We start from the raw sequence: 26,829 nt of genomic DNA on the forward strand, positions 1-26,829 counted from the left end.
CTGATGGCCCGTGATTCGCAAGCCGCGCTGATTGCTCTCAACCGGTTTGGATTTGGCGCCCGCGGCGGGGCGGCCGGCGACTTGGTCAACGCGGCCTCCGATCCGCGCGGTTTCGTGCTGGCTGAGCTGGCGCGTCCGAACGGTGCGCTGCTCGAAGTGCCGGGCCTGCTCTCGACGCCGGAGCTCGGCAAGCAGGTGTTCGATTATCAGTTCGAGATCCAGCAGGCGCGCAATGCCGCGAAAGCCGCGCAGCAAGGCGCGAGCGAGACGCCGCCGCAGGGATCCGACGCGAAGCCGCCGCAGCGGCGCAATCTGTCGCTGTCCACTGCCGCGAAGGAGATCGCCGGCAAGGATCCGGCGATGCAGCCGCCGGCCGGTCCGCCCAAGCCGCCGGCGCAGCCGCTCAACATCATCCAGAAGACGTTCCGCGCCGAGGCGCTGGCGCGGCTGCAACGCGGCGTGGTCGCCGATTGCGGCTTCGTCGAGCGGCTCGTGGTGTTCTGGTCCAACCACTTCTGCATCTCGGCCAACAAGGGCGCGCTGGCGCGGATGTGGGCCGGCTCGTTCGAACGCGACGCGATCCGCCCGCATGTGCTCGGCCGTTTCTCAGACATGCTGAAGACCGTCGAGCAGCATCCGGCGATGCTGTTCTTTCTCGACAACCAGCAATCGCTCGGCCCGGAGTCGCGCGCCGGCATCAACCGCAACCGCGGCCTCAACGAGAACCTCGCACGCGAGATCATGGAGCTGCATACGCTCGGCGTCGGCGGCGGCTACACCCAGGACGATGTCACGGCGCTCGCGCGGGTCATCACCGGCTGGACCTTGGCCGGCCGCCGCGGCCAGCTCGGTGCGCCCGGCAGCTTCGTGTTCAATGCCAATGCGCATCAGCCGGGGCCGCAGCAGGTGCTGGGCAAGACCTATGCGCAGGCCGGCCTCGCGCAGGGCGAGGCGGTGCTATCGGATATCGCGCGGCATCCCTCGACCGCAAAGTTCATTGCGACCAAGTTCGCCCGCCATTTCGTTGCCGACGATCCGCCGCCGGCGCTGGTGGCGAAGCTGCAGGACATCTTCACCAAGACCGACGGCGATCTCAGGGCGCTGGCCACCGCGCTCGTTCAGTCGAACGAGGCGTGGCAGGCGCCGCAGACGAAGATGCGTTCGCCTTACGAATTCCTGCTCGCCTCCGGCCGTCTGCTGGCGCGCAATCCGGAAGATCCGGGCCGCTATCTCAACGGCCTCAATCTGCTCGGCCAGCCGCTGTGGTCGCCGGCCGGGCCGAACGGTTTTCCGGATACCGCGGCGGCCTGGGCCGCGCCTGAAGGCATCAAGCTCAGGCTCGACATCTCGGCGCAGCTTGCCTCCCAGCTCGCGGACCGGTTCGACCCGCGCGACCTGCTCGAGCTGATTGCGGCGGATGCCGCTTCGGTCGAGACGCGGCGCACCATCGAGCGCGCGGAATCGCGGCAGCAGGCGCTGGCGCTGCTGCTGATGTCGCCCGAATTCCAGAGGAGATGATCATGGATTGCTCCGAGAGCCTGATGCTGCAGGCGACATCGCGGCGCGCGCTGCTGCTGGGCGGCGCCTCCTTTGCCGCCTGGGCCTACTTGCCGAAATTCGCGCGCGCGGCCGATGGCCGCGATCCCCGCTTCGTCACCATCATCCTGCGCGGCGCGCTCGACGGCCTTGCCACCGTGGCCCCGGTCGGCGACCCCGATTATGCCGGCCTGCACGGCACGATTGCGCTGAAGGCGGATGGGCCGAACGCGGCCGTGATGCTCGATCCCTTCTTCGGCCTGCATCCGGCGATGCCGGAATTCGCGCGGATGTATCGCGCCAAGCAGGCGGCGGTGGTTCACGCAGTTGCGACTTCCTATCGTGATCGCTCGCACTTCGACGGCCAGGATGTGCTGGAGAGCGGCTTCCCCGGTCCCGGCCGGGTGCAGTCCGGCTGGCTCAACCGCGCGCTCGAAGCATTGCCAAAGGGCGAGCGGGTGACGAGCGCGCTTGCCGTCGGCCCGACCACGCCGCTGGTACTGCGCGGCCCAGCGCCGACCGTCGGCTGGGCGCCGACCGCGCTGCCGCAGGCCGCCGACGACACCGCGATGCGGCTGCTCGATCTCTATCAGCATCGCGATCCGACGCTGGCGAGCGCCTTGACGCAGGGCTTGCAGCTCGAGAAGCAGGCGCAGGGCAACGAGATGAAACCGCAGCCCGGCGGTGGCGGGGTGGCGGCGATGCGGCTGGTGGCGCGCGGCGCTGCCAAGCTCATGGCGGCGGATGACGGCCCGCGGATCGGCGCGCTGGCGTTCGACGGCTGGGATACGCATGCCAATGAAGGCGGCCCGGTCGGCCGCCTCGCGCAGCTGCTCGGCGGTCTCGACGGCGCGCTGGCGGAATTCCAGAGCGGTCTTGGTGCGCACTGGCGCGACACCGTGATCGTGGTCGCCACCGAGTTCGGCCGCACCGCGCGCATCAACGGCACCGAGGGCACCGACCACGGCACCGGCACCATCGCGCTGCTCGCCGGCGGCGCGGTGAACGGCGGCCGCATGATCACCGACTGGCCCGGCCTCAAGCCCGCCAATCTCTACCAGGCCCGCGACCTCGCCCCGACCACCGACCTGCGCGCCGTGATCAAGGGCGTGCTGCACGATCAGTTCGGCCTCGGCGAGCGAGTGCTGGCCGATGCCGTGTTCCCGGACAGCGCCCCGGTGAAGCCGATGAAGGGGCTGGTGGCGTAGCACTCGTCACAACCACGCCGTCGTCCCGGCCAAGCGAAGCGCGAGCCGGGACCCATAACCACCGATGGTGCTGTTGGAGCACGCTGTGGCCCCAGCGCTGCATAACCACAGGCATTTGTAGTTATGGGTCCCTGCTTTCGCAGGGACGACAGTTGTGACTGCAGCTCCAGCGCGCCTAGCCCTTCGTAATCCGGTCGATCTCCGCCATCTCCTCGGCACTCAGCTTCCAGCTGATCGCCTTGACGTTCTGCTCGATTTGCTCGGGACGCGTCGCGCCGGCGATGACGCTTGCGACTTGCGGGCGGGCGGCGAGCCAGGAGAAGGCGAGCTCGAGCATGGTGTGGCCGCGCTCCTGTGCGAAGGCTTGCAGCCTCTCGACGATATCCTCATTGCGCGGCGTGACGTAGCGATCCTTCAAGGCCGGCGCCTTGGCGAAGCGGGTGTCGGCAGGCGCCGCAGTGCCGCGCTGATACTTTCCGGTCAACAGCCCGCTGGCGAGCGGGAAGAACGGTAGCAGGCCGAGATTGTATTGCTGCGCCGCCGGCAAGAGGTCCTTCTCGATGCCGCGCACCACGAGGCTGTATTCGTCCTGGCAGGACACGAAGCGGTTCACGTTCAGCTCGCGCGCGACGTATTCCGCCTCCGCGATCCGCCATGCCGGGAAGTTCGAGTTGCCGATGTAGCGCACCTTGCCCTGGCGCACGAGATCGTCGAGCGCGCGCAGCGTCTCGTCGATCGGGGTCAAGGGATCGTAATCGTGCTGCTGGTAGAGATCGATGTAGTCGGTCTTCAGGCGGGTGAGGCTCGCTTCGACCGCCGACATGATGTAGCGCCGCGAGGCGCCCTGCTTGGTGCCGTCGGTCGCCATCGGCTTGGAGAATTTCGTGGCGAGCACGATGTCCTTGCGGCGATCGCCCAGCACGGTGCCGAGCACGGTCTCCGAGCCGCCCATGCCCGCATAGATATCGGCGGTGTCGAACAGCGTGATGCCGAGATCGATTGCCTTGTGGATCACCTTGCGCGAGGTTTCCAGATCGGTGCGCTGGCCGAAATTATTGCAGCCGATGCCGACCGCGGACACGCGCAGGCCGGAGCCGCCGAGATTACGAATTTCCATGAGACAATCCTGTGGGATAGGCGAGGGATGCCGTGCATTGTGACAAGCACGCCGAGCGGCAGCAAGGTGCCGCCCTACCGCCGATCACGCATGACAATGTCGCAAAAACGGTAATGTCGCAAAAAAAAGCGGTCCCGGTCAGACGCGGCGACTGACGGGGACCGCTCGGGGCGAAGATCTGAGACGGGGGGCCTGATCTTACGCGAGCGAAGCCTAGCCGGGCTTTGTAACGCGCCGGTGACATCTCCATTCCATCCACAGGCCGCGCAGGTTTGCTCAGATAATCTTGCGGTAGATGACGAAGCCGGGCTTGTCCGCGACCTTGTCATAAAGCTGCATCGCGGTGTGGTTGGTCTCATGCGTCTGCCAATAGACGCGCGGCGATCCCGCGAGCTTCGCCTGTGCGTAGACGCCGTTGATCAAGGCGCGGCCGACGCCCTTGCCGCGCGCGGCTTCACTGGTGAAGAGATCCTGCAAATAGCAGGTTGGCGCGATCGCCGTGGTCGAGCGGTGAAACAGATAGTGCGTCAGCCCGATCAGCGTGCCGCCGGCGTCGGCGACCAGCGCATGCATCGGCTCGTAGGCATCGAAGAAGCGCTGCCACGTCATCGCGGTGATCTCGGGCGCGAGCGCGGTCGGTCCTGAACGTTCATAGAAGGCGTTGTAGCCGTCCCATAGAGGGAGCCATTGGGCGTAGTCGTCGCGCGTGACGAAGCGGATGGTGACGTCGTCGGACATGAATGAACCTTGGATGATCCCGCGTTGCACGATGTCTGCGCATCGCTCGCGACGGTTCTACCGTCGCCAGTTCGTGGGATCAATTGCGGACGAGGCCGCGGCCTCACTCGGCGGCGCGCATCAGCCGCGCCAGATGGCGTTCGCGCCCGGCGCGCTGTGCACGATATTCGTCGGCCTTCGCGGGATCGTCGGTATGCCGCACGAGGTCGGTCACCGGCGTGTAGCTCAGCATGCGGCCGCCGTCGGGCAGCGCCGTGCAGCTGAAGCGCAGCACCTGGCCGTCGGCGAGATTGAGGTTGATCGGCGTGGAATCGCCTGATCGCATCATCGCGATGCGCTCGGCGATGAACGCGCTCAGCTCGTCTTCCGGCAGTTCATAGACGCCGGTGTCGCGGCCATGATACATCAGCGCGACGAAGGGCGGCTTGCTGTCGGCCTGCGCGTCGGAGAGCGCGAAATATTCGCGGAAGGCGCGGTTGATGAATTCGGCGCGGGTGTCGGCGTCGAGCAGCACGATGCCGATGTCGACCTCGTCCAGTGCGGCGGCGAGCCGCGCCGAGGTGGCGTGATGCTGCTGGTCCGCGGCGAAGGCGTCGATCCATTTCTGCCGCAGCATTCCGGTGATCAGCGCGGTGCCGGCCGCGGTCGCGGCCAGCATCAGCATCCGCGCGATGTCGGCGGTGTCGTAGCCGGGCAGCGCACGATGGTCGAGGAAGAACAGCGCCGAGGCGGCCACCGCGATTGTGGCGGAGATCAGCCCGGAGGTGATGCCGCTGATTGAACTGGCGAGCGCCACGATGCAGACGAACAGCGGCGCGGGGTTAGGGACGGTGACAAGGAGGCGATCGATCAGGAAGGCGGCGAGCGCCGTGATCGCCGTCAGGGCCGGACCTGAAATTGCACGCCAATCAAACCGCATGCGCGTTCTCGCTATCTGTCAAACGAGCGATAAAGCGGTAGTTTGACGACAGCTCCGCAACGGCGCCGGGATTTCCGCCCCGACCGTTAAGCCGGCCTTGCGCGGGCCGAGCCAGCTTTCGCTGCTTTCAAATCAAATGATATGAAGATCGCCATGGAACCCGGTTCCGGGCCTGCGGGTTACCGCGTGCCGTGCTTGCAAGAGGACATCGATGCCCGCCATTTCGCCTTCGCTGCTGCCGATCCTGATGCTGTTTGCCTCGAACATCTTCATGACCTTCGCCTGGTACGGCCATCTCAAGTTCAAGGATCATTCGCTCCCCCTTGTCATCATGGTGAGCTGGGGCATCGCTTTCTTCGAATACTGGCTGGCGGTGCCGGCCAATCGCTGGGGCAGCGAGGTCTACAGCGCGGCGCAGCTCAAGACCATGCAGGAGGTGATCACGCTGGTCGTGTTCGCCGGCTTCTCGGTGTTGTATCTGAAGGAGCCGCTGGGCTGGAATCACGCGCTCGGATTTGCCTTCATCGCCGCCGGCGCGTTCTTCATCTTCCACAAATGGAGCTAGCGCGTGAGGCGGTTTGGCTGTAGCCGCACACTCGGTTTGCCTCTCCCGCTTGCGGGGGAGGCCGACGCGCGTAGCGCGGCGGGTGGGGGTCTCTCCACAATACGATTCGTTGCGATACCCCCACCCCAACCCTCCCCCGCAAGCGGGAGAGGGAGCAGACCATCTTCACGGTTGCCAGTGCGAACTCATCGCATCGCGCTTTAGCGGTGCGGGGCCGGTTTGGCGGCAGGCGTCGTCACATGCGCGGGGTGCGCGCGGTCTTCGCCCTGCGTGCCGGTCACGATCAGGAGCGAGGCCGCAAGCAGGATCGCCGCCGACAGCGTCACAGTCACAAGTCCGACGGGGGTCTTCATCATGTCGCGCCGCTGTCTCTCCCGCGCCTTGCCGCGGATCAGGTGCCAAAAGGAATTTGCTGGGTTACGCCGGGATCGATGTCGCCATGGTGATGTTGCTCGACAGCACCGTCACGGCGACGACCAGGCACAGCGTCAGCGCGCCAAGCGCGAGCGACGCGGCGATCGCGTTGGTCAGGCGGGATGATGCCACTGGGGCAGGGCGGCCATGGAAGCCTGCCGTGCCGGACCACCGTCTCATGGTGTAAATCCCTCAGGCCGCGAGCGAATCACTCGCGACATCCGAGCGAATCTGCCCAGCGTCACCGGCAACATTGCGGCGGCGAGGTCCCTCGAAAACGGCGAAAATGCGGCCTTGACGAGGGTTTTGCCCGTTGTTTAGGCAGTTTCCCCGCTATTCCCGGAATTCAGACCCGTTGTTCAAACGCCTGCCACAAGGCGGGCCTGGGGCTCGGCCCCGGCACCAGGCTGCCAATCCATCGAGACAAATCCGGGGGTCTGCTCGACCCGTTTCAGCCAGGCGCGGATCGACGGGAAGGTCGCCAGGTCGAAGTCGCAGCGGTCGGCGACGTGGGTGTAGCCGTAGAGTGCGATGTCGGCGACGGTGAACTGCTCGGCCGCGAAATAGGCGTGCCCCTTGAGGTGATTTTCCATCACCTGGAGTGCCGCATAGCCGCGCTCCATCCAGTCCTCCAGCGCGTGGGTCTGCAGGTCGCGCCCGCCCTTGACCAGCGACAGCCAGAAATAGGCGGCGCCGATATTCGGCTCCAGCGCGTGCTGCTCGAAGAACATCCACTGCAGCGCCTCGGCGCGCTCGATCCGCGACTCCGGCGCCAGCGGCGTCCCGATCGCGACGTACCAGAGGATGGCGTTGGACTCAGCGAGATGGCGGCCGTCGGCGACCTCGAGCAACGGCACCTGGCCGCTCGGATTCTTGGCCAGGAATTCGGGGGTGCGGCTCTCGCCGCGCAGGATGTCGATCTCGATCGCCTCGTATGGCGTGTTCAGCACCGCAAGCGCCAGCCGGACCTTGTAGCTGTTGCCGGAGCGCTGCATCGAATAGAGCTTGTACATTGCGTCGGTGTTCACTCGGTGCGTCAGGTTCACTTGGTCTGAGACGGTACGCTTGAAAGTTGCGCGGCCTGTCACACCGCAACGCCGCTAAACAATGATGCCGACGGGGGTGCGTCGCAAGCCCTGGAATGTGGAAAAAGTCGAAACGTCTACCGCACTGCACGCGTGCAGAACGATTCCATCAGCACGGCAGAACAACTCGGATCACGGCTGCGCGACGTTGTGCACGGTGCCGGTCGGTGCCATGGCCGACGCGCGAATTCACAAACCTTAACGGGCGACGCGACGGCCGGTCGTCGTGCCGGACGCGCCTGGCTCGGCACTGTCAGGCTGCCGCCGCGTCGCACATTGTCCTCGGAGCAATCCGTGCTGCTGCGCCCAGCCGGAAGCCTGTCGGCAAGCCTGGCGCGCTCGCAATCGAGCTTGCCGGATATGAGCCATTTGGCGGCGGAACTTGCGGAATATTGCGCGCGTCGCGCGGTGCGCGCGAAAGTTTTCCTGCTTTGCCGCCAAGCTTCTTGCGATGCAGCGGCGACCGGCCTAGGGTGCCGCGATCCCATTCAAATCAAGTCGTGGCCCAACGGCTCACGACGTTTGCCAGGAGATGATAATGGCCTTCCTGTCCGCTGCGCTCGACCGTGTGAAGCCGTCCGCGACGATCGCGGTCACGGACAAAGCACGCGCGCTGAAAGCCGCGGGCCGCAACGTCATCGGCCTCGGCGCCGGCGAGCCTGACTTCGACACGCCCGCCAACATCAAGCTGGCTGCGATCCACGCGATCGAGGCCGGCAAGACCAAGTACACCGATGTCGGCGGCATTCCGGAGCTCAAGGAAGCCATCATCAACAAGTTCTCGCGCGAGAACGGCCTGAGCTACAAGCCGAACCAGATCATCGTCGGCACCGGCGGCAAGCAGGTGCTCTACAATGCGCTGATGGCGACCATCAATCCGGGCGACGAGGTCATCATCCCGGCGCCGTACTGGGTCAGCTATCCCGAGATGGTCGCACTCGCGGGCGGCGAGTCGGTGCCGGTGGTGTGCCCGGCCTCGACCGGCTTCAAGCTGCGTCCGCAAGATCTCGAGAAGGCGATCACGCCGAAGACCAAGTGGGTGATCCTGTGCTCGCCATCGAACCCGACCGGCTCGGCCTATACCAGGAGCGAGCTCAAGGCGATCACCGACGTGCTGGTCAAGCATCCGCATGTCTGGGTGATGACCGACGACATGTACGAGCACCTCGTCTATGACGACTTCGTCTTCACCACCGCGGCGCAGGTCGAGCCGAGTCTCTACGAGCGCACGCTGACCGTGAACGGCGTGTCGAAGGCCTACTGCATGACCGGCTGGCGCATCGGCTATGCCGGCGGCCCGGCGCAGCTGATCAAGGCGATGGCGACGATCCAGTCGCAGTCGACCTCGAATCCGTCGTCGATCGCGCAGTGGGCGTCGGTCGAGGCGCTCAACGGTCCGCAGGACTTCATCGCCGCGAACAACAAAGTGTTCAAGGAACGCCGCGACCTCGTGGTGTCGATGCTCAACCAGGCGAACGGCATCGAGTGCCCGCGGCCGGAAGGCGCGTTCTACGTCTATCCGTCCTGCGCCGGCACGATCGGCAAGAAGGCGCCGTCCGGCAAGGTGATCGACAACGACGAAGCCTTCGTCACCGAGCTGCTCGAGAGCGAAGGCGTCGCGGTCGTGCAGGGGTCGGCGTTCGGCCTCGGACCCGCGTTCCGCATCTCCTACGCCACCAAGACCTCGGATCTCGAGGATGCCTGCAAGCGCATCCAGCGCTTCTGCGGCAATCTGCGGTAATCGGTTCTGAACCAAGAAACCAAGAAACGCTCCCGCACCAGGTGCGGGAGCGTTTCTGTTTGTGCAGTCACGTCGGGCGGCGGTAAAATCGCAGAGTCAAATCACAACCCGCTCATCTCACGCGCGTGTGCGCGAACATCGATGCCACACGCTGGAAGTTTTCGCGGCCTCTTTGCGAACTGCCTTGTTTTGGACACGACCCTTGCATTCTGTCCGCCGCACAAATTTCAGTTCACCTTGCGGAGACAGACCAATGCGACTTTCGACTCTCACCCTTGCAGCGCTTGCGTTGCTGGCGCCGTTCGCCACCGCCAACGCGGCACCTCAGCAGGTTCAGGCCGGGGTTCTGCAATGCCAGGGCGGCGAGAATGTCGGCTTCGTTGTCGGCTCTGTCGCCCGCCTCGAGTGCGTGTTCCAGAGCGGCGGCCGCCGTCCCGAGCCCTATGTTGCGACCGTGAAGCGGATCGGCGTCGATCTCGGCGTCACCGCGACGACCCAGCTCGCCTGGGCCGTGAGCGCGCCGACCACGCAGCTCCCGCGCGGTGCGCTTGCCGGCAGCTACGGCGGCGTCGGCGTCAACGCGTCGGTCGGCCTCGGCGCCGGCGGTAACTTCCTGTTCGGCGGTCCGAACAACGCCTATGCGCTGCAGCCGATCAGCGTGCAGGGCCAGACCGGCCTCAACGTTGCGGCCGGCATCGCCGGCATCGATCTCGAGCCGGTCCGCACCGCTGGTCCGCGCCGTCATCATCGCCACCACCGCCATCATCACCACCACTAAGCTGGTCGGTGTTCGATCAAAGAGGCCCGCGAAAGCGGGCCTCTTTTTTTGCGGTCCGTTCATTGCGGTGCGTCGTTTGTTGTCGGTTGCATGACAGCTTCGGCATGGTTGCGGGGGCATAGCAACACCGCCACATCCCGTAACAATTGGTGGCCGAGCACCGCAAATTCTGGCTGACCATTCGATGTTATGGCATAGGATGCGAAAGGCGCCGCAGACACGGCGCCGTTCTGTTCTCTGCTCGCGTCATGCCTCTCAGCCGGAGACCCTCACCATGCGTCGCTTCACTCTCCTTGCCGGTGCCGCCATCGCCACGCTGACCGCGATCGTTGGCGTCAACGCCCAACAGCCGAGCCAGCGCGTACAGGTCGGCGTCCTGGAATGCCGCGGTGGCGCGAGCGTCGGCTTCATCGTCGGCTCTGTGACCCATCTCGGTTGCGTGCTGCGCGCCAACGGCCTGCCTGAGGACCGCTACATCGCGACCATCCAAAAGGTTGGCATCGATCTCGGCATCACCCAGGAATCGGCGCTGGCTTGGGGCGTCTATGCACCGGTGGAGCGGCTCGGGCCGGGTGCGCTCTCGGGCAATTATGCCGGTGCGCAAGGCAGCGCGACGCTCGGCGTCGGCGTCGGCGGCAACGTGCTGGTCGGCGGCTCCGACAACACGATCGCCCTGCAGCCGCTCAGCGTGCAGGGCCAGGTCGGTGTCAATGTCGCCGCCGGCCTCGAGAGCCTGGAGCTGCGTCCGGGGCGCTAAGTTTCGCGCATACCGTTCTGCAACCTGGCGAAGAAGCCGCGGGCTTCTTCGGCGACGATCCCCGGCGCCTCGGCGTGAACATAATGCCCGGTGTCGACGAACCTGATCGAAGGTTTCGTCCAGTAGTCCTCCAACCGGTCCGACCATTCGGGCGCGATCAACGGATCGCGGCGGCCCCAGACAAAGCGTGAGGGGACGTCGATGCGCGGCTGCGCCGGCAGCCTGCCTTCCAGCCAGAGCCGGCGATTGGGCGCGGACGAGAGATACCAGTCGAAGCCACCCTGGATGTTGCCCGGCTTCATGAAGTTATCGACATAGGCTTCGAGCAGGTCGCCGAACACGGCGGGATCGTCGCCCGACCAGTGGTCGAGGAAATGGCGGAAGTAGAGCCGGCATGACTCGCGCGAGCTTCCGACCAGTTGCGCGGCCCATGGCAGCTGCTGGAAGTATTGATACCAAACCTCGATCAGGTGGCCGGGTTCGCCGTAGCGTTGGCCGACGCCCGGATAGGGCGTGCAGAGATAGAGCGTGCCGGTCAGCCGCCGCGGCTGACGATGCGACATCGCCTGCATGACATAGGCGCCGAGATCGCCGCCGATCACACCGAAGCTGATATGACCGAGCGCGTCCATGAGCGCGAACATATCCAGTGCGTGGCGCTCCGCCGTCGCGGACGCGTCAGGTTCGGGCGCCGGCTTGCCGGTGTCGCCGCAGCCGCGCAGGTCCGGCGCGATCAGCTCAAAACTATCGCCGAGCCGCAGCATCACAGGACGCCACACCAGCCAGAACTCCGGCCAGCCATGGAGCAGGAGCAGCGGCGGGCCCTTGCCGAAGCACGCGACGTTGACGGATAGGCCGCCGATCTCGATCTTCTGTTGCGTGATGCCGGACGCGGCTGCATCCGCGAAAGCTTTTTCCAGTGCCGTCATGGCGACCTCCTGTGGTTTGCCGCAGGCTGTCGACGTTCGCGCGTCCGGTCCAATACTCGTTCGATACGGTAGCAGAGCTATTGCATATTGCTGCCGGCGCCGGCCGCCGTGCTATATCGCCGGCATGGAATTGCGACACCTCAGATATTTCGTGGCGCTCGGCGAGGAATTGAATTTCACCCGCGCGGCCGAACGGTTGCACATCGCGCAGCCGCCGCTGAGCCAGCAGATCCGTCAGCTCGAGGACGAACTCGGCGTGACGCTGCTGCAGCGGAATAGCCGTCCGATCAGGCTCACCGAGGCCGGCGAGCTGTTCCTTGCGCGTGCCCGCGCGCTGCTCGCCAATTTTGAGAGCGCGGTTGCCGACACGCGGCGCGTCGGGCGCGGCCAGGCCGGCAGGCTCGCGATCGGATTCGTCGGCTCCGCCATGTTTGCCGGCCTGCCCGATATCATCGGCGCCTATCGTGATGCCTGTCCCGATGTCGAGCTCGTGCTCGACGAGATGCTGGCGGCGGAGATTGCCGAGGCATTGCGGCGGCGCCGGATCGATGTGGGCTTCGCACGCCCGGCGCTGTTGCCCGAAGCGGGTCTCGCGCAGCGCCTGATCCTCGATGAGCCCTATGTTGTGGCGCTGCCGCGCGCGCATCCCCTCGCGGCGCGAAGCGATATTGCGCTCGCCGAATTGTCCGACGATGCCTTCGTGCTCTATCCGGTGCAGCCGGAGCCTTCGGTCACCGGCCTGATCGTTGCCGCCTGCCAGGCCGCCGGCTTCACGCCACGGCTCGCGCAGGAAGTTCTGCATCTGCAAACCGCGATCGGCTTGATCGCCGCCGGCGTCGGCGTGTCGCTCGTACCGGAAGCCGCGGCGCGCGCGCAGACCGGGCGCGGCGTGGCGTATGTTCGACTCGCCGCGCCGGTGGTGACGGCTCCGCTCACGATTGCGTGGCGCGAGGAAGATGTGTCGCCTGCCGTGCAGCGCCTGCTCGACATCGCGCAGCGCTCGCGCGAGATTGCGTCCTTAAGGAACTGACGCATCGGACGCAATCGTCCGGCGAATGGCGGCGCGCGGCTCCGCCATCGCAAACTTCCGCGACGCCGCACCGCAGCGACGTTTTCCCGCTTGCCAAACGCGAAACGCAGGCAGACCATAAACGGTCGCCGACCCAATCATGGGCCGAGCTCCAACACGAGGAGGCGGCAATGGGACAAGACGTCAGAAGTCCCCGAGGTCCACGGTGCATCGCGCTGGTGGGCCCTTTCCAAAGCGGTAAAACCACACTTCTGGAAGCGATCCTGGCGCGCACTGGCGCCATCAAGACTGCCGGCAGCGTCGATGCCGGAACCTCCGTCGGCGATGCCAGCCCCGAGGCACGTCAACACAAGATGGGCGTAGGCCTGACCGCCGCGACCACCACCTTTATGGGGGACAGCTACACCTTTATCGATTGTCCCGGCTCGATCGAGTTCGCGCACGACATGCGTGCCGCGTTGCCGGCGGTCGATGCCGCGGTCGTGGTCTGCGAGGCTGACGAGAAGAAGCTGCCGCAGCTGCAGATCATCCTGCGCGAGCTCGAGGAGCTCGGAATTCCCCGTTTCCTGTTCCTGAACAAGATCGACCGCGCCAACAAGCGCGTCCGCGAGACGCTTGCGACGTTGCAACCTGCGTCGCGCGTGCCGCTGGTGCTGCGCCAGATCCCGATCTGGAACGGCGATCTGATCGAAGGCTTCGTCGATCTCGCGCTGGAGCGCGCCTTCGTCTATCGCGAGCACAAGTCGTCGGAGGTGATGGCGCTTGAGGGCGGCAACCTCGATCGCGAGAAGGAAGCGCGCTTCTCGATGCTGGAGAAGCTCGCCGATCACGACGATGCGTTGATGGAGCAATTGCTGGAAGATATCCAGCCGCCGCGCGATGCCGTGTTCGACGATCTCGCGCGCGAACTGCGCGAAGGGCTGATCTGTCCGGTGCTGCTTGGTGCGGCGAGCCGCGAGAACGGCGTGCTCCGCCTGATGAAGGCGCTGCGTCACGAGGCGCCCAGCGTCACTGAGACTGCCGCGCGGCTCGGCATCAAGGACCAGAAGGACGCGTTGGCCTATGTGTTCAAGACCGTGCATCTGCAGCACGGCGGCAAGCTGTCGCTGGCGCGCGTGCTCGCAGGCCGGCTCGACGACGGTGCGACGCTGCAATCCTCGAGCGGCGAAAGCGGACGCGTCTCCGGCATCCTCGCGGTCTCGGGCACGCATGACAGCAAGCGGCCGCAGGCCGAGGCCGGCGACGCGGTCGCGCTCGGCAAGCTCGATGCGATCAAGACCGGCGATACGGTTTCGAGCGGCAAGACGGCCCCGGCCTCGCTGGTCACGGTCGAGCCCGCCGCGGCGGTGCTGTCGATCTCGATCGCCGCGACCGACCGCAAGGACGACGTCAAGCTCGGCCAGGCACTGCTGCGGTTGAACGAGGAGGATCCGTCGCTGACGATGATCCAGAACCCGCGTACCCACGACACCGTGCTGTGGGGGCAGGGCGAAATGCATCTGCGCGTCGCGCAGGAGCGGCTGAAGGACCGCTATGGCGTCAACGTCAAATCGCATCCGCCCGCGATCGGCTATCAGGAGACCATCCGCAAGGCGGTCACCCAGCGCGGCCGGCACAAGAAGCAGTCCGGCGGCCATGGCCAGTTCGGCGACGTCGTGCTCGACATCAAGCCGAAGCCGCGTGGCTCTGGATTCGAATTCCACGAGAAGGTGGTCGGCGGCGCGGTGCCGCGCAACTATATCGGCGCGGTGGAGGAGGGGGTGGTCGACGCGCTCACGCGCGGCCCGCTCGGCTTCCCCGTGATCGATGTCGACGTCACGCTGACCGACGGCTCCTATCACAGCGTCGACTCCTCCGATCTTGCGTTCCGCACCGCGGCGCGGGTCGGCGTCAGCGAGGCGTTGCCGCAGTGCCAGCCGGTGCTGCTGGAGCCGATCCATATGGTCGAGATCGTCTGTCCGACCGACGCCACCGCCAAGATCAACGCGATCCTGTCAGCGCGGCGCGGGCAGATCCTCGGCTTCGACACCCGCGAGGGCTGGAGCGGCTGGGATTGCGTCCGTGCCACGATGCCGGAATCCGAGATCGGCGACCTCATCGTCGAGCTGCGCTCCGCCACCGCCGGCGCCGGCACCTTCACCCGCCAGTTCGACCGCATGGCCGAAGTGACGGGCCGCGCCGCCGACCAGATCATCGCCGCGCATCGCGACGCGGCGTGAGACTGCTGCTGCGATCACGCCCCGCGCGGGCGTGATCGTTGGCAGGATGGCCGGAGGCCGCTAGCTTGCGTCCCTGATGGGGGCGCAACGACATCATGCTTGAATCCCGCCGCAACCTGGCGCTGGCCTGCGCGCTCAGCGCGGTGGCCGGCTATGTCGACAGCATCGGCTATCTGCATCTCGGCGGGTTGTTCGTGTCCTTCATGAGCGGCAACTCGACGCGGCTAGGCGTGACCTTGGCCGAGGGGCACTGGCAGCATGCCCTGGAAGCGCTGGCGCTGATCGTGCTGTTTGTCGCGGGTGCTGCGGCCGGCAGCCTGGTCGTGCTCAGCCGTATCGCATATCGCCAGCCGCTGATCCTGCTCTTCGAGGCGCTGCTGCTGACGGCAGCGGCGTTGGCCTATGCGTATGGCCTGCCGAACACCGCGGTCGCGGCGATCGTGCTGGCGATGGGACTCGAGAACGCCGTGTTCCAGCTCGAAGGCGGGGCCGGGCTTGGCCTGACCTATGTCACGGGAGCGCTGGTGAAGGCGGGGCAGCTGATCGCCGCCGCGCTGACCGGCGGTGCGCCCTGGGCCTGGCTGCCCAACGTATTGCTGTGGGCGGCGCTGGTCGCGGGCGCGCTCGCCGGCGCATTGGCCTACCACTGGATCAATCTCGGTGCGATCTGGTTTGCCGCGGCCACCGCGTTCACCCTCAGCGCGCTGGTTGCCGCAACCGCGAAGCGGACGGATTGACAGCGCGCCTTCCTTGGCCGATGTCACGGCCATGACATCCCAAGGCGACACCCAAGGCAAAACTCAAGGCAAAACCCGCGCCGCGTGCCTGATCGGCTGGCCGGCGGCACATTCCCGCTCGCCGCTGATCCATCATTACTGGCTGCGCACGCTCGGCATCGAGGGCGGCTACGTGATCGAGGCGGTGCCGCCGGAGGATTTCAAGGATTTCCTGTTTCGCCTGTCGCTGCGCGGCTTCGTCGGCGCCAACGTCACCATTCCGCACAAGGAGCGCGCGCTGGCTCTCTCTGCACCGGACGCGCGCGCCCGCGCCGTCGGTGCCGCCAACACCTTGTGGTTTGCCGACGGCGAATTGCGCTCGACCAACACCGATGTCGAAGGCTTCATCAACAACCTCGACGCCTGCGCGCCCGGCTGGGACAAGACCGAGGACGCGCTGGTGCTCGGCGCCGGCGGCGCGTCGCGTGCGGTGGTGTTCGGCCTGATCGAGCGCGGGATTGCGCGCGTGCATCTGGTCAACCGCACCATCGACCGTGCTCGCGCGCTCGCAGAGCAGTACGGTGCACGCGTTCATCCGGCGACGTGGGATAGCGTCGGCGCGCTCTTGCCGCGTGCAGGCCTGCTCGTGAATACGACGTCGCTCGGCATGCACGGCCAACCCGCGCTCGAGGTCGATGTCGGGTTGTTGCCGCAAAATGCGGTTGTTTCCGATCTTGTCTATGTGCCGCTGTTGACGCCGTTGCTTGCGGCGGCAGCGGCGCGGGGGCTGAGGACCGCCGACGGGCTCGGCATGCTGCTGCATCAGGCCGTGCGCGGTTTCGAGTTGTGGTTCGGGCAGCGCCCGCACGTTACGCCGGAACTGCGTTCGCTTGTCGAAGCCGATCTCACAAAGACTTGAGGCCTGGAATAGCGTCTCCGGAACGGTGTCTCGTGTTAGTCGCCCCGCGTTCCCTCCCGGAGATCACCATGCCTGCCAGCCGTACCCATCTCGTTCGTCCGTTCATTGCGCTTGCGATGGTGACGGCGTCCACGCTTTACGCGCTTGCGCAGCAACCGCCGACGCCGACGCGGGTGCGTGGAACCGTCGAGAGCGTCGATAGCGATACGCTCGCGGTGAAGTCGCGCAGCGGCGAGGACGTCAAGCTGCACATGGCGGGCAATATGGTGGTGCTCGGCCTCACCAAGATCACCCTGTCCGACATCAAGGTCGGTTCCTTCATCGGTACGACCACGGTGCCGGGGCCCGATGGCGTGCCGAAGGCGGTCGAGGTGCATGTCTTTCCCGAAAACATGCGCGGCACCGGCGAGGGGTCGCGGCCGTACGACCTGAAGCCCAACAGCAGCATGACCAACGCCACCGTCGCGGAATCCGTCGTCGGCAATGATGGTCATACCTTGCTGGTCAAGTACAAGGACGGTGAGAAGAAGGTTCAGGTCACGCCCGACACGCCTGTCGTGACCTATGTTCCCGGCGACAAGGCGGACCTGAAGGCCGGCGCCAAGGTGATCGCCTTCATGAAGAAGCTGCCTGACGGTTCGTTTGAGACCGACCGTGTCAGCGTCGGCCGTGACGGCCTCACCCCGCCGATGTGACGCGTCGTACCCTCTCCCACGCAACCGGGGCTTACCCCGGTTGCGCATCATGAAGCTGCGCAAGTCGGGCAGGCCCGACTTGCGTGTGGGAGAGGGTCGCTTCGCGCAGCGAAGCGAGGTGAGGGGTTGCCTCCGCGGATAGAGACCCCTCATCCGTCGCAAACTTCGTTTGCGCCACCTTTTGCCACAAGGGGAGAAGGGAAGAGAGCGCAACATCACCTGTCCGTTACCGCTGTAACAGCCCGTCATGCGAAGCGTAGCTAGGATGCGTGCCGTCTCCGCGCGAAGGGGAGGTAGCCGCACGGAATACCTTCAACTCCCCGGTGTTCCCTGATTCGCCAGCCAAACCCATGAGGAACACCATGCCGAAATCGACGCTGTTCGCCGCATTGCTTCTCGTTGCCTTCACCTCGGCCGCATCCGCACAGCAGCCGCCGATGGTGCGCATCCGCGGTACCATCGAGGCCGTCGACGGCGCGATGCTGTCGATCAAGTCGCGCGAGGGCGCCGATATGAAGGTCCGCACGACCGACAACGTCGCGGTGTTCGGCGTCGCCAACACCGATCTGTCGGAGATTAAGGCCGGTTCCTATATCGGCGTCACTGCGATGCCCGAGCCGGACGGAACGCAGAAGGCGATCGCGGTGCACATCTTCCCGGAAAACCAGCGCGGCGCCGCGGAAGGCTTCCGTCCCTGGGACCTGCGCGCCAACTCGACCATGACCAACGCCACCGTCGCCGAGACGGTGAAGAGCGCCGACGGCCAGAACATCCTGGTGAAATACAAGGACGGTGAGAAGAAGGTCGTGGTGCCGCCGGGAACCCCGGTCGTCACCTTCGTCTCCGGCGACAAGTCGGAGCTGAAGCCGGGCGCCAAGATCATCATCTTCGGCGCGGTGAAGAAGGACGACGGCACGCTGGAAGCCAACCGCGTCAATGTCGGTCGCGACGGAATCGCACCGCCGATGTGACGCCTCTGACCCTCTCCCCTTGTGGGAGAGGGTCGCTTCGCGCAGCGAAGCGGGGTGAGGGGTCTGTCTCCGCGGATAGAGACCCCTCATCCGTCGCGGACTGTGCATAGCCGATGCGTAGCATCGGCGTCCTTCAAGGGCGGCGGCCCGTGGGCCGCCTATGGCCACCTTCTCCCACAAGGGGAGAAGGGAAGTAAGTGCGTAGCCCGGATGGAGCGAAGCGAAATCCGGGGCAAACCTGTCCGCGGAGAGATTCTCCCGGATTGCGCTTCGCTTTATCCGGGCTAGGACAGTGGCGATTGCCTAAACCGCCAGCACCTTGTCGTCGATCTCGGCGATGGTGTTGACGCCGCACAGCCCCATCGTGGTGGTGAGCTCCTTGCCCAGGATGTCGAGCGCCTTGGCGACGCCGGCCTGGCCGCCGGCGCCGAGGCCGTAGGCATAGGCGCGGCCGATCATGCAGGACTTCGCGCCGAGCGCCAGCGCGCGCATGATGTCCATGCCGGTGCGGATGCCGCCGTCGAACATGATCTCGAGCTTCGAGCCGACCTCGTCGACGATCTCCGGCAGCACCTCGATCGAGGACGGTGCGCCGTCGAGCTGGCGGCCGCCATGGTTGGAGACCACGATCGCCTGCGCGCCGGTCTTGGCGGCGAGCTCGGCGTCCTCGACATCGAGAATCCCTTTAAGGATCAGCTTGCCCGGCCAGATGCTGCGGATCCAGTCGATGTCCTTCCAGTTCAGCGTGGTATCGAACTGCGAGGCGGTCCATTCCGACAGCTTGGTCAGATCCTCGGTGCCTTTGACGTGACCGACGATGTTGCCGAAGCTGCGGCGCTTGCCGCGCAGCACGCCGGCGACCCATGACGGCTTGCTCGCGAAGTCCAAGAGCTTCGACAGCGACCATTCCGGCGGCACCGTCATGCCGTTCTTGATGTCCTGATGACGCTGGCCGATCACCTGCAGGTCGACGGTCAGCACCAGCGCCGAGCATTTCGCCGCGATCGCACGCTCGATCAGCGACTTGATAAAGCCCCGGTCCTTCATGACGTAGAGCTGGAACCAGAACGGCTTGTCGACGGCGGCTGCGATGTCCTCGATCGAGCAGATCGACATCGTGCTCTGGGTGAAGGGGATGCCGGCCGCTTGCGCTGCGCGGCAGGCGTAGATCTCGCCGTCGCCATGCTGCATGCCGAGCAGGCCGACCGGCGCCAGGATCAGCGGCATCGCGGCCGGCTCGCCCAGGATCGTGGTCGCCAGGCTGCGCTTGGACACATCGACCAGGATGCGCTGGCGGAACTTGATCTGCTGCAGGTCCTCGGTGTTGGCGCGCAGCGTGTCCTCGGTGTAGGAGCCGCGGTCCGCATAATCGAAAAACGCCTTCGGCACCCTGCGTTTGTGCAGCTGGCGCAGATCTTCGATGCAGGTAATGTGCTTCATGGACGTTCCCGGCCCTTCTTCTATGTCGCAAGTTATGTCTGGCGAGTCTTGCGGGTGTTCGGTCTTGCCGTCATCTAGCATGGTTAGATGGCCCGCCAAATCTGAAGACGGATAGGAGAGCACGATGACGCAATCAGGCTCCAAGCCGAAGCCAGACGACAACGCCGAAAAGCGCCGGCTCGACGAGGCCCTGGAAGAGGGCCTGGAGGAGACGTTTCCCGGTTCCGACCCCGTCAATGTCACCCAGCCGGCCCCCAGCAAGGGCGACCAGCACGTCAAGCGAGGCGACAAAGGATAGGGGACGGCGTTCGTTCCGAAAGGTTGCCGAAGCGGCAATAATGTTATATCTTTCAGTGCTTTAAGATCGAAGCGCGGGGTTTATCCGCGGTAATGATTCATCATATTTTTTGAAGTCCTTTTAGCGCCTGGCAGTCTATAAGGCCGATGCACGCTACACTGGTAGGCGTTCAGGACTCTCTCGCCGGGTGGTTCGAGAGGTCCGTGTTGGGGGTATCATGAGCCGCAAATATTTCGGGACCGATGGAATTCGGGGCCGCGCCAATGGACTGATCACGCCGGAGCTCGCGCTCAAGGTGGGGCAGGCCGCAGGGTTGGTGTTTCAGCGTGGCGACCATCGCCATCGCGTCGTGATCGGCAAGGACACGCGGCTGTCCGGCTACATGATCGAATACGCCATGGTCGCAGGCTTCACCTCGGTCGGCATGGACGTGCTGCTGGTCGGCCCGATGCCGACGCCGGCGATCGCGATGCTGACCAAGTCGATGCGCGCCGATCTCGGCGTCATGATCTCGGCGTCGCACAATCTTTTCGAGGACAACGGCATCAAGCTGTTCGGCCCGCAGGGCTTCAAGCTCTCCGACGATGTCGAGAAGCAGATCGAGCAGCTGCTCGACGAATCGCTCGACCGCCGCCTGGCGCAGAGCGCGAGCCTCGGCCGCGCCCGCCGCATCGACGGCGTCCACGACCGTTACATCGAATTCGCCAAGCGCACCCTGCCGCGCGACCTCTCGCTCGACGGCCTGCGCGTCGTGGTCGATTGTGCCAATGGCGCCGCCTACAAGGTGGTGCCGGAAGCGCTGTGGGAACTCGGCGCCGATGTGGTGCCGATCGGGGTCGAACCCGACGGCTTCAACATCAACAAGGAATGCGGCTCCACCTCGCCGGAAGCGCTGTCGCGGAAGGTGCGCGAGATGCGCGCCGACATCGGCATCGCGCTCGATGGCGATGCCGATCGCGTCATCCTGGTCGACGAGCGCGGCCACATCGTCGACGGCGACCAGCTGCTCGCAGTGATCGCGCAGAGCTGGAAGGAAGAGGGGCGCCTCGCCAAGCCCGGCATCGTCACGACCGTGATGTCCAATCTCGGACTGGAGCGCTTCCTGCAGGGCCACGGGATTTCGATGGTCCGCACGCCGGTCGGTGACCGCTACGTGCTCGAGCAGATGCTGAGCGGCGGCTACAATCTCGGCGGCGAGCCGTCCGGCCACATCATCATGTCGGACTATTCGACCACCGGTGACGGCTTCGTCGCCGCGTTGCAGGTGCTGGCCGTGGTGCAGAAGCTGCGCCGCCCGGTGTCGGAGATCTGCCGGCGGTTCGATCCATTGCCGCAGATCCTGAAGAACGTGCGCTATCGCAGCGGCAAGCCGCTCGACGACGCCGAGGTCAAGTCCGCGATCACCGACGGTGAGAAGCGCCTCAACGGCCACGGCCGTCTGTTGATCCGCCCCTCCGGCACCGAGCCGGTGATCCGCGTCATGGGCGAGGGTGACGATCGCATCTTGGTGGAAGAGGTCGTCGACAACATCGTCAGCGCACTCGGCCACGCCGCGGCGGCCTGATTCAAATTCGTCATGCCCGGGCTTGTCCCGGGCATCCACGTCTTCGCTTCGCGGCGGACGGCAAGAGACCGCCTGCGCATCGCCTTCGCGTGACCTGCGGCGTCAAGATGCCGAAGCCGATTCCCTGAACCTGCACCACGAGGCGCAGGCCGCGTCCCGCATTAAGCATTCGCTAACACTCAGCGCTCGCGCGTGCTGCAAGCCGCGCGCTTGCGTCAATGCTTCATTAGCATCTGTGGCGAGATCGCCATCTTTCGTCGCCGCACGCGCGCTTTTATGGACCCATAAGCAGCAGCCGCAGCAAAAGGTGAGAGAAAATCAACCTTAAAAATTAGGGTTAAGTGCCGCTTAAACATTTGCTGCCATCGTCCGCCCGTGAGTTTCAGACGTGGGGCCTTTCGTGTCGCCTCACTTGGGCCAAAAGGACGAAGCCAATGCGTAGCGTAAAGACCCTGATCGCCGCCGGAGCGGCATCTCTGTTGTCCTCGGCGGCGTTCGCTGCCGACATGCCGATCATGCCGCCGCCCCCGATGGCGTATGCTCCCCCGCCGGTCCAGGATTTCGGCGGTTGGTATCTGCGCGGCGACATCGGCATGACCAACACCCAGGCCAAGCTGCACGCCAATGGCTACGACACGCTGCCGGCCGGCACCGCGTTCAGGCAGTTCGGCACCGGCTTCGACAGCGGCATGCTGTTCGGCGTCGGCGTCGGCTATCAGTTCAACAGCTGGTTCCGCGCCGACATCACCGGTGAGTATCGCTCGAAGGTGAGCTTCAACGGCACCGACTTCTTCACATTCCCCGGGCCCAGCTCGCTGGGCGACACCTATCACGGCGGTGTCCAGAGCTGGGTCGGCCTCGTCAACGTCTACGCCGATCTCGGCACCTGGGGTTGCTTGACCCCGTTCATCGGTGCCGGTGTCGGTGCCGCGACGATCAAGACCTCGGCCTTCTCCGACGTCGCCACGTTCCCGAGCGGGTCCGGCCTGACCAGTTCCTTCGTCGCCGACGGCGCCACCAAGACCAACTTCGCCTGGGCGCTGCATGCCGGTGTCGCCTACAGGGTCACCAACAACTTCACGGTTGAACTGGCCTATCGTTACCTCGACATGGGCACCGCCGGCCACGGCCAGGGTCACTTCTTCGACGGCACGCCGACCGGTCCCTCGAGCTTCCAGTTCCGCGACATGACCTCGCAGGATGTGAAGCTCGGCGTGCGCTTCGCCTTGCCTTGCTGCGATGTGTTGCCGCCGCCGCCGCCGCCCCCGCTGATCCGCAAGGGTTAATTTCGCCCCTTCACGGTTTAACGATTGAAACGGCGCGGGATCATCCCGCGCCGTTTTTCTTTGCCGTGTCATGTCGCGAGCTTCTGCAACTTGAGTGGTCGAAAGCCGCCGGCGACAACGATTGGTTAAGGTTAACAGGCGATGATCAACGCGCATTCGGTGAGTGGGATGGAGCGTTGCAAATGCGTAGGTTCTTGCTGGTGGCGATGATGTTCGGCGCGGTGACCGGCGCACGGGCGGCCGACATGCCCGATTTCCTTCGCGGCAGTCTTCCCGCTTCCAGCGCGCCGACCAGAAACTGGGACGGCTGGTATGCCGGCGGTCAGGTCGGCCAGACATGGATCAACACCGACTTCGGGGGCAGCGTTGCTTCCCTGACCAATTCCATCTTCCGCAACACCACGCTGCAGGGGCCGACGTCCCAGTTCAATTTGCTGGGCCGGGTCAATGCGCAAAGCTCGGGCTTCGGAGCGTTTGTCGGACGCAACTATCAGTTTGACGACGTCGTGGTGGGTGTCGAAGCAAACTACACCTATTGGTCCGGCCTTACGACAACGACCTCCGGAAGTCTGGGTCCGATTCAAGTCGCTCAGCCAACCCTGGTCCTGCCGGCCGGCGCGTCTGCCGCCGATGGCGTGACGTTGAATGGAAGCGCTTCGCTGAAGCTTAAGGACGAGATGACATTCCGCGGCCGCGCGGGTTGGGCAACCGGTGACTTTCTGCCCTACGCCTTCGGCGGCCTCGCCGTCGGCCGAATGGATGTTTCGCGCACGGTCACAAGCTCTGTGAACAGAACGATCAACTTTGCTAACGGAGCTTCGACCACCTTTGCGCTGCCGCAGTTTTCCCAAACCGCGACAGATGCAAAAACGGACGCCTATGTTGCCGGCTGGACTGCTGGTCTCGGCCTGGAATACATGTTGTGGAACTGTGTTTTCGTGCGCGGCGAGTGGGAATACGTCAAGTTCATGCCGGTCAAGAACACGTCGGTCACGCAGAACAGCGTTCGTGCTGCCATCGGCTACAAGTTCTGACGCGCGCTGCGTTGCTTGACACCGCAATCTGCGGCTGATCCGATGTTGCTCCGCAAGCGGAGCAACCTCAGATGAAAATCCACGGCGACGCCAATTCAGGCAATTGCCTGAAGGTGAAATGGGTGTGCGACAAGTTGGCGCTGCCGTACACATGGGTCGAGATCGACACCGTGAAAGGCGGCAGCCGGACCGCGGAATTCCTCAAGCTGAACGGTTGGGGCCAGGTGCCGACGGTCGAACTGGATGACGGCCGCACGCTCGCACAGTCCAACGCCATCATCCGCTACCTCGCGCGCGGCAGCGATCTGATCCCCGGCGATCCCTATCGCGCGGCGCAGATGGATGCCTGGATGTTCTGGGAGCAGAACAGCCATGAGCCCTATGTTGCCGTCTGCCGCTTTCAGACCGTGTATCTCGGCAAGGCCGTGTCGGAGATCGATCCGAACCTCATCAAGCGCGGCTATGTGGCGCTCGATCATCTGGAGCGGCATCTTGCCGGCGCGCAGTTCCTGGTCGGCGGTGCGTTCTCGCTCGCCGACGTCTCGCTGCTTGCCTATACGCGCGTTGCGGAGGACGGCGGCTTCGCGCTCGAACGCTATCCGATGATCCGCCGCTGGATCGCCGACGCCGAGCACGTGCTCGGCCTGCCGGCGGTGCGCTGATATTGAGTGAACGCCGCCATGCGTGAAGCTTCATCGATCATGATCCGCCGCGCTCGACGCGAGGATGTCGCCGCCATCGTCGGCATGCTGGCGGACGATCCGCTCGGCAGTGCGCGCGAGCGGATCGCGGATCCACTGCCGCAAAGCTATTACGACGCCTTCGCGCGGGTCGAGCGTGACCCGAACCTGCAGCTCGTCGTCGCGGTCGACGGAGAGGGCGCTGTCGTCGGCTGCCTGCAACTCGCGGTGCTGCCGGGCATCAGCTCGCAGGGCAGTTCGCGCGGCCTGCTCGAGGACGTCCGCGTCGCAAAGCATTGCCGCAGCCGCGGCATCGGCGAGCAGCTCGTCCAGTGGGCGGTCGCGGAGGCGCGCGCGCAAGGCTGCATGCTCGTCGAGTTGCTGACGCATCACACGCGCGTCGATGCGCAGCGCTTCTATGAGCGGCTCGGATTCGCGCGCAGCCATGTCGGCATGACGCTCCGCTTTTGACACGCGCGCACCAAGTTGTGCCGCACACAAGGCAATGCCTGCGGTAGCCGCTGCTGCGCTATCCGGTTAACAGCCAATAAACTAAGCCGGCCTCCGTGAATTTACGGGGCGGAACGAGTCCGGTATGTCGGACGTCTCCCACGGGGCGGCGGCGACTGGGGATTTGGATGTCGGATTATTCGATCGTGCGGGTCGGCAACGAGTACATCGTGCAGGCCGGCGATAAGAGCATTTTGAAAGTATCGAGCCGGCGCAGGGCAGTTAAGATCATGACTCTCGCGGCAGATTTGCTCGATCAGGAGACGATGCAGCAGGTCGAGGACGCCCCATCAATCAGCCGTGATCCCCCGATTGCCCCGGAAAAGTCGGAACTTCCTTGACGTTTTGGTGCCCTTCCACTATCTCCCACCGCGGGAAACCTCTCCCCACCGAGAGGCAGCTATCTGGAAGGGTAGATTATGACTGCAGCGAAGCCCGCTTCGCGGCCCAATGTGCCGCATTTCTCCTCCGGCCCCTGCGCCAAGCGCCCCGGCTGGAACCCCAACAATCTCAAGGACGCCGCCCTCGGCCGCTCGCATCGTGCGAAGGTCGGCAAGGCCAAGCTCAAGCTCGCGATCGAACTGACGCGCGAAGTGCTTGAGGTGCCGGCGGACTACAAGATCGGCATCGTGCCGGCGTCGGATACCGGCGCGGTCGAGATGGCGCTGTGGTCGCTGCTCGGTGCGCGGCCCGTCACCACGCTCGCCTGGGAATCCTTCGGCGAAGGCTGGGTCAGCGACATCGTCAAGGAATTGAAGCTGAAGGACGTCACCAAGCTGAACGCGGCTTACGGTGAAATCCCCGATCTCGCCAAGGTCGATCCCGCGTCCGACGTCGTCTTCACCTGGAACGGCACAACCTCCGGCGTGCGCGTGCCGAACGCCGACTGGATCAGCGCAACCCGTGAAGGCCTCACGATTTGCGACGCGACCTCGGCCGCCTTCGCGCAGCCGCTCGATTTCGCCAAGCTCGATGTCGTCACCTTCTCCTGGCAGAAGGCGCTCGGCGGCGAGGCCGCACATGGCATGCTGATCCTGTCGCCGCGCGCGGTGCAGCGGCTCGAGACCTACAAGCCGGCCTGGCCGCTGCCGAAGATCTTCCGCCTGACCAAGGGCGGCAAGCTCAACCAGGGCATCTTCGAAGGCGAGACCATCAACACGCCGTCGATGCTCTGCGTCGAGGATTATCTCGACGCGCTGAACTGGGCGAAGTCGATCGGCGGCTTGAAGGCGCTGATCGGGCGCGCCGACGCCAACACCAAGGCGCTCGCCGACTGGAAGGCGCGGACGCCCTGGATCGACTTCCTGGCCAAGGATCCCGCGATCCGCTCCAACACTTCGGTGTGCCTGAAGTTCACCGATCCCGCCATCACCTCGCTTCCCGCCGATGCACAGGCCGACTTCTGCAAGAAGCTGGTCGCGCTGGTGGAGAAGGAGAACGCCGGCTTCGACTTCGCGTACTACCGCGATGCGCCGGCGGGCCTGCGGATCTGGTGCGGCGCCACCGTCGAGGCCAAGGACGTCGAGCTGCTGACGCAGTGGATCGACTGGGCCTTCGCCGAAACCAAGGCAGCGTTGCCCAAGGCGGCATAAGCTTTCTCTTGTCACCTCTCCCCGTTCCTACGTGGAGAGGTCGGATTGTGCGGCAATCCGGGTGAGGGGCCTTCTCGGCTTGTTCCTC

The 26,829-nt window shown here is 65.2% G+C and carries 28 protein-coding genes; 20 read left to right on the plus strand and 8 right to left on the minus strand.

Features of this window, described 5'->3' with window-relative positions:
• The first annotated feature begins 3 nt into the window (after positions 1 to 3).
• Entirely contained in the window at positions 4 to 1,518 is a 1,515-nt protein-coding gene (locus Q0030_RS36355) for a DUF1800 family protein (RefSeq protein WP_298378595.1), read from the plus strand.
• Complete coding sequence (locus Q0030_RS36360; RefSeq protein ID WP_298378598.1) at positions 1,515 to 2,744, plus strand: DUF1501 domain-containing protein; 1,230 nt, start codon at positions 1,515 to 1,517, stop codon at positions 2,742 to 2,744. Before Q0030_RS36355 ends, Q0030_RS36360 begins: the two co-directional genes overlap by 4 nt.
• A 175-nt stretch (positions 2,745 to 2,919) precedes the next feature.
• On the opposite strand, the gene Q0030_RS36365 is transcribed toward Q0030_RS36360, so the two are convergent.
• From Q0030_RS36365 to Q0030_RS36375, 3 genes are all read right to left on the minus strand, one after another.
• A complete protein-coding gene (locus Q0030_RS36365; RefSeq protein ID WP_298378601.1) occupies positions 2,920 to 3,861 on the minus strand; it encodes an aldo/keto reductase in 942 nt (313 codons plus the stop codon).
• Between the two features lie 276 nt (positions 3,862 to 4,137).
• Positions 4,138 to 4,599, minus strand: coding sequence for a GNAT family N-acetyltransferase (locus tag Q0030_RS36370; protein ID WP_298378604.1), 462 nt, complete (start codon positions 4,597 to 4,599; stop codon positions 4,138 to 4,140).
• Between the two features lie 103 nt (positions 4,600 to 4,702).
• Positions 4,703 to 5,518, minus strand: coding sequence for a PAS-domain containing protein (locus tag Q0030_RS36375; protein WP_298378607.1), 816 nt, complete (start codon positions 5,516 to 5,518; stop codon positions 4,703 to 4,705).
• 211 nt (positions 5,519 to 5,729) lie between these two features.
• On the opposite strand from Q0030_RS36375, the gene Q0030_RS36380 reads away from it, so the two are divergent.
• On the plus strand, positions 5,730 to 6,083 hold the full coding sequence (locus Q0030_RS36380) for a DMT family protein (protein WP_298378609.1): 354 nt from the start codon (positions 5,730 to 5,732) through the stop codon (positions 6,081 to 6,083).
• A 200-nt stretch (positions 6,084 to 6,283) separates the two neighbouring features.
• On the opposite strand, the gene Q0030_RS36385 is transcribed toward Q0030_RS36380, so the two are convergent.
• The 3 genes from Q0030_RS36385 to Q0030_RS36395 form a co-directional block, all read right to left on the minus strand.
• The gene (locus Q0030_RS36385) at positions 6,284 to 6,439 is read right to left on the minus strand and encodes a hypothetical protein (protein WP_176533486.1); all 156 of its coding nucleotides are present in this window, start codon (positions 6,437 to 6,439) and stop codon (positions 6,284 to 6,286) included.
• Between the two features lie 61 nt (positions 6,440 to 6,500).
• Positions 6,501 to 6,677 (minus strand): hypothetical protein, encoded by a 177-nt coding sequence (locus Q0030_RS36390; protein ID WP_298378617.1) that lies wholly within the window; start codon positions 6,675 to 6,677, stop codon positions 6,501 to 6,503.
• A 179-nt stretch (positions 6,678 to 6,856) separates the two neighbouring features.
• Entirely contained in the window at positions 6,857 to 7,510 is a 654-nt protein-coding gene (locus Q0030_RS36395; protein WP_298378671.1) for a glutathione S-transferase family protein, read from the minus strand.
• A gap of 610 nt (positions 7,511 to 8,120) precedes the next feature.
• Between Q0030_RS36395 and Q0030_RS36400 the strand changes: the two genes are divergently transcribed.
• The 3 genes from Q0030_RS36400 (at position 8,121) to Q0030_RS36410 (ending at position 10,858) form a co-directional block, all read left to right on the plus strand.
• A complete protein-coding gene (locus Q0030_RS36400) occupies positions 8,121 to 9,323 on the plus strand; it encodes a pyridoxal phosphate-dependent aminotransferase (protein ID WP_298378620.1) in 1,203 nt (400 codons plus the stop codon).
• Positions 9,324 to 9,576: 253 nt separating this feature from the next.
• Entirely contained in the window at positions 9,577 to 10,101 is a 525-nt protein-coding gene (locus Q0030_RS36405; protein ID WP_212316213.1) for a DUF992 domain-containing protein, read from the plus strand.
• A gap of 274 nt (positions 10,102 to 10,375) precedes the next feature.
• Positions 10,376 to 10,858: a DUF992 domain-containing protein gene (locus tag Q0030_RS36410; protein WP_298378625.1), complete on the plus strand. Its 483-nt coding sequence runs from the start codon at positions 10,376 to 10,378 to the stop codon at positions 10,856 to 10,858.
• Here Q0030_RS36410 and Q0030_RS36415 read toward each other — a convergent pair.
• The gene (locus Q0030_RS36415; protein ID WP_298378628.1) at positions 10,855 to 11,787 is read right to left on the minus strand and encodes an alpha/beta hydrolase; all 933 of its coding nucleotides are present in this window, start codon (positions 11,785 to 11,787) and stop codon (positions 10,855 to 10,857) included. The genes Q0030_RS36410 and Q0030_RS36415 overlap by 4 nt on opposite strands.
• A gap of 124 nt (positions 11,788 to 11,911) precedes the next feature.
• On the opposite strand from Q0030_RS36415, the gene Q0030_RS36420 reads away from it, so the two are divergent.
• From Q0030_RS36420 to Q0030_RS36445, 6 genes are all read left to right on the plus strand, one after another.
• Entirely contained in the window at positions 11,912 to 12,817 is a 906-nt protein-coding gene (locus Q0030_RS36420; RefSeq protein WP_298378631.1) for a LysR substrate-binding domain-containing protein, read from the plus strand.
• A gap of 170 nt (positions 12,818 to 12,987) precedes the next feature.
• Entirely contained in the window at positions 12,988 to 15,036 is a 2,049-nt protein-coding gene (locus Q0030_RS36425) for an elongation factor G (protein ID WP_298378634.1), read from the plus strand.
• Between the two features lie 95 nt (positions 15,037 to 15,131).
• Positions 15,132 to 15,773: a YoaK family protein gene (locus tag Q0030_RS36430; protein WP_298378636.1), complete on the plus strand. Its 642-nt coding sequence runs from the start codon at positions 15,132 to 15,134 to the stop codon at positions 15,771 to 15,773.
• 31 nt (positions 15,774 to 15,804) lie between these two features.
• A complete protein-coding gene (locus Q0030_RS36435; protein ID WP_298378638.1) occupies positions 15,805 to 16,671 on the plus strand; it encodes a shikimate dehydrogenase in 867 nt (288 codons plus the stop codon).
• A 116-nt stretch (positions 16,672 to 16,787) separates the two neighbouring features.
• Positions 16,788 to 17,366 (plus strand): hypothetical protein, encoded by a 579-nt coding sequence (locus Q0030_RS36440; RefSeq protein WP_298378674.1) that lies wholly within the window; start codon positions 16,788 to 16,790, stop codon positions 17,364 to 17,366.
• 362 nt (positions 17,367 to 17,728) lie between these two features.
• Positions 17,729 to 18,337: a hypothetical protein gene (locus Q0030_RS36445; protein ID WP_298378639.1), complete on the plus strand. Its 609-nt coding sequence runs from the start codon at positions 17,729 to 17,731 to the stop codon at positions 18,335 to 18,337.
• Between the two features lie 303 nt (positions 18,338 to 18,640).
• On the opposite strand, the gene Q0030_RS36450 is transcribed toward Q0030_RS36445, so the two are convergent.
• Positions 18,641 to 19,777, minus strand: a complete 1,137-nt coding sequence (locus tag Q0030_RS36450; RefSeq protein WP_298378641.1) for an alpha-hydroxy acid oxidase — start codon at positions 19,775 to 19,777, stop codon at positions 18,641 to 18,643.
• A gap of 124 nt (positions 19,778 to 19,901) precedes the next feature.
• Here Q0030_RS36450 and Q0030_RS36455 point away from each other — a divergent pair, with 124 nt between their 5' ends.
• From Q0030_RS36455 to Q0030_RS36490, 8 genes are all read left to right on the plus strand, one after another.
• Positions 19,902 to 20,075 (plus strand): hypothetical protein, encoded by a 174-nt coding sequence (locus Q0030_RS36455; RefSeq protein WP_298378643.1) that lies wholly within the window; start codon positions 19,902 to 19,904, stop codon positions 20,073 to 20,075.
• Positions 20,076 to 20,292: 217 nt separating this feature from the next.
• Entirely contained in the window at positions 20,293 to 21,639 is a 1,347-nt protein-coding gene (gene glmM / locus Q0030_RS36460) for a phosphoglucosamine mutase (RefSeq protein ID WP_092117402.1), read from the plus strand.
• Positions 21,640 to 22,073: 434 nt separating this feature from the next.
• Complete coding sequence (locus tag Q0030_RS36465; protein WP_298378648.1) at positions 22,074 to 22,925, plus strand: outer membrane beta-barrel protein; 852 nt, start codon at positions 22,074 to 22,076, stop codon at positions 22,923 to 22,925.
• A gap of 182 nt (positions 22,926 to 23,107) precedes the next feature.
• Positions 23,108 to 23,959, plus strand: coding sequence for an outer membrane beta-barrel protein (locus Q0030_RS36470; protein WP_298378651.1), 852 nt, complete (start codon positions 23,108 to 23,110; stop codon positions 23,957 to 23,959).
• 71 nt (positions 23,960 to 24,030) lie between these two features.
• Positions 24,031 to 24,621 carry a glutathione S-transferase family protein gene (locus tag Q0030_RS36475; RefSeq protein ID WP_298378653.1) on the plus strand — a complete coding sequence of 197 codons (591 nt, stop codon included), beginning with the start codon at positions 24,031 to 24,033 and terminating at the stop codon, positions 24,619 to 24,621.
• 18 nt (positions 24,622 to 24,639) lie between these two features.
• Positions 24,640 to 25,110 carry a GNAT family N-acetyltransferase gene (locus Q0030_RS36480; protein ID WP_298378656.1) on the plus strand — a complete coding sequence of 157 codons (471 nt, stop codon included), beginning with the start codon at positions 24,640 to 24,642 and terminating at the stop codon, positions 25,108 to 25,110.
• A gap of 167 nt (positions 25,111 to 25,277) precedes the next feature.
• Positions 25,278 to 25,490 (plus strand): hypothetical protein, encoded by a 213-nt coding sequence (locus Q0030_RS36485; RefSeq protein WP_223969720.1) that lies wholly within the window; start codon positions 25,278 to 25,280, stop codon positions 25,488 to 25,490.
• 78 nt (positions 25,491 to 25,568) lie between these two features.
• The gene (locus Q0030_RS36490; RefSeq protein WP_298378663.1) at positions 25,569 to 26,741 is read left to right on the plus strand and encodes a phosphoserine transaminase; all 1,173 of its coding nucleotides are present in this window, start codon (positions 25,569 to 25,571) and stop codon (positions 26,739 to 26,741) included.
• Positions 26,742 to 26,829: the final 88 nt, after the last annotated feature.

The sequence above is a fragment of the uncultured Bradyrhizobium sp. genome (assembly GCF_947648125.1).
In the GTDB taxonomy this organism is placed as follows: Bacteria; Pseudomonadota; Alphaproteobacteria; order Rhizobiales; family Xanthobacteraceae; genus Bradyrhizobium.

Excerpts from the sequence above, each read along its gene's own strand:
- Q0030_RS36370 (WP_298378604.1), bottom strand. The coding sequence starts at position 4,599 with ATGTCCGACGACGTCACCATCCGCTTCGTCACGCGCGACGACTACGCC.
- Q0030_RS36470 (WP_298378651.1), top strand. The coding sequence starts at position 23,108 with ATGCGTAGGTTCTTGCTGGTGGCGATGATGTTCGGCGCGGTGACCGGC.
- Q0030_RS36475 (WP_298378653.1), top strand. The coding sequence starts at position 24,031 with ATGAAAATCCACGGCGACGCCAATTCAGGCAATTGCCTGAAGGTGAAA.
- Q0030_RS36465 (WP_298378648.1), top strand. The coding sequence starts at position 22,074 with ATGCGTAGCGTAAAGACCCTGATCGCCGCCGGAGCGGCATCTCTGTTG.
- Q0030_RS36440 (WP_298378674.1), top strand. The coding sequence starts at position 16,788 with ATGGTGACGGCGTCCACGCTTTACGCGCTTGCGCAGCAACCGCCGACG.
- Q0030_RS36410 (WP_298378625.1), top strand. The coding sequence starts at position 10,376 with ATGCGTCGCTTCACTCTCCTTGCCGGTGCCGCCATCGCCACGCTGACC.
- Q0030_RS36365 (WP_298378601.1), bottom strand. The coding sequence starts at position 3,861 with ATGGAAATTCGTAATCTCGGCGGCTCCGGCCTGCGCGTGTCCGCGGTC.
- Q0030_RS36445 (WP_298378639.1), top strand. The coding sequence starts at position 17,729 with ATGCCGAAATCGACGCTGTTCGCCGCATTGCTTCTCGTTGCCTTCACC.
- glmM (WP_092117402.1), top strand. The coding sequence starts at position 20,293 with ATGAGCCGCAAATATTTCGGGACCGATGGAATTCGGGGCCGCGCCAAT.
- Q0030_RS36395 (WP_298378671.1), bottom strand. The coding sequence starts at position 7,510 with ATGTACAAGCTCTATTCGATGCAGCGCTCCGGCAACAGCTACAAGGTC.
- Q0030_RS36455 (WP_298378643.1), top strand. The coding sequence starts at position 19,902 with ATGACGCAATCAGGCTCCAAGCCGAAGCCAGACGACAACGCCGAAAAG.
- Q0030_RS36435 (WP_298378638.1), top strand. The coding sequence starts at position 15,805 with ATGACATCCCAAGGCGACACCCAAGGCAAAACTCAAGGCAAAACCCGC.
- Q0030_RS36375 (WP_298378607.1), bottom strand. The coding sequence starts at position 5,518 with ATGCGGTTTGATTGGCGTGCAATTTCAGGTCCGGCCCTGACGGCGATC.
- Q0030_RS36490 (WP_298378663.1), top strand. The coding sequence starts at position 25,569 with ATGACTGCAGCGAAGCCCGCTTCGCGGCCCAATGTGCCGCATTTCTCC.
- Q0030_RS36430 (WP_298378636.1), top strand. The coding sequence starts at position 15,132 with ATGCTTGAATCCCGCCGCAACCTGGCGCTGGCCTGCGCGCTCAGCGCG.
- Q0030_RS36420 (WP_298378631.1), top strand. The coding sequence starts at position 11,912 with ATGGAATTGCGACACCTCAGATATTTCGTGGCGCTCGGCGAGGAATTG.
- Q0030_RS36385 (WP_176533486.1), bottom strand. The coding sequence starts at position 6,439 with ATGATGAAGACCCCCGTCGGACTTGTGACTGTGACGCTGTCGGCGGCG.
- Q0030_RS36485 (WP_223969720.1), top strand. The coding sequence starts at position 25,278 with ATGTCGGATTATTCGATCGTGCGGGTCGGCAACGAGTACATCGTGCAG.
- Q0030_RS36405 (WP_212316213.1), top strand. The coding sequence starts at position 9,577 with ATGCGACTTTCGACTCTCACCCTTGCAGCGCTTGCGTTGCTGGCGCCG.
- Q0030_RS36480 (WP_298378656.1), top strand. The coding sequence starts at position 24,640 with ATGCGTGAAGCTTCATCGATCATGATCCGCCGCGCTCGACGCGAGGAT.
- Q0030_RS36450 (WP_298378641.1), bottom strand. The coding sequence starts at position 19,777 with ATGAAGCACATTACCTGCATCGAAGATCTGCGCCAGCTGCACAAACGC.
- Q0030_RS36415 (WP_298378628.1), bottom strand. The coding sequence starts at position 11,787 with ATGACGGCACTGGAAAAAGCTTTCGCGGATGCAGCCGCGTCCGGCATC.
- Q0030_RS36425 (WP_298378634.1), top strand. The coding sequence starts at position 12,988 with ATGGGACAAGACGTCAGAAGTCCCCGAGGTCCACGGTGCATCGCGCTG.
- Q0030_RS36360 (WP_298378598.1), top strand. The coding sequence starts at position 1,515 with ATGATCATGGATTGCTCCGAGAGCCTGATGCTGCAGGCGACATCGCGG.
- Q0030_RS36355 (WP_298378595.1), top strand. The coding sequence starts at position 4 with ATGGCCCGTGATTCGCAAGCCGCGCTGATTGCTCTCAACCGGTTTGGA.
- Q0030_RS36390 (WP_298378617.1), bottom strand. The coding sequence starts at position 6,677 with ATGAGACGGTGGTCCGGCACGGCAGGCTTCCATGGCCGCCCTGCCCCA.
- Q0030_RS36400 (WP_298378620.1), top strand. The coding sequence starts at position 8,121 with ATGGCCTTCCTGTCCGCTGCGCTCGACCGTGTGAAGCCGTCCGCGACG.
- Q0030_RS36380 (WP_298378609.1), top strand. The coding sequence starts at position 5,730 with ATGCCCGCCATTTCGCCTTCGCTGCTGCCGATCCTGATGCTGTTTGCC.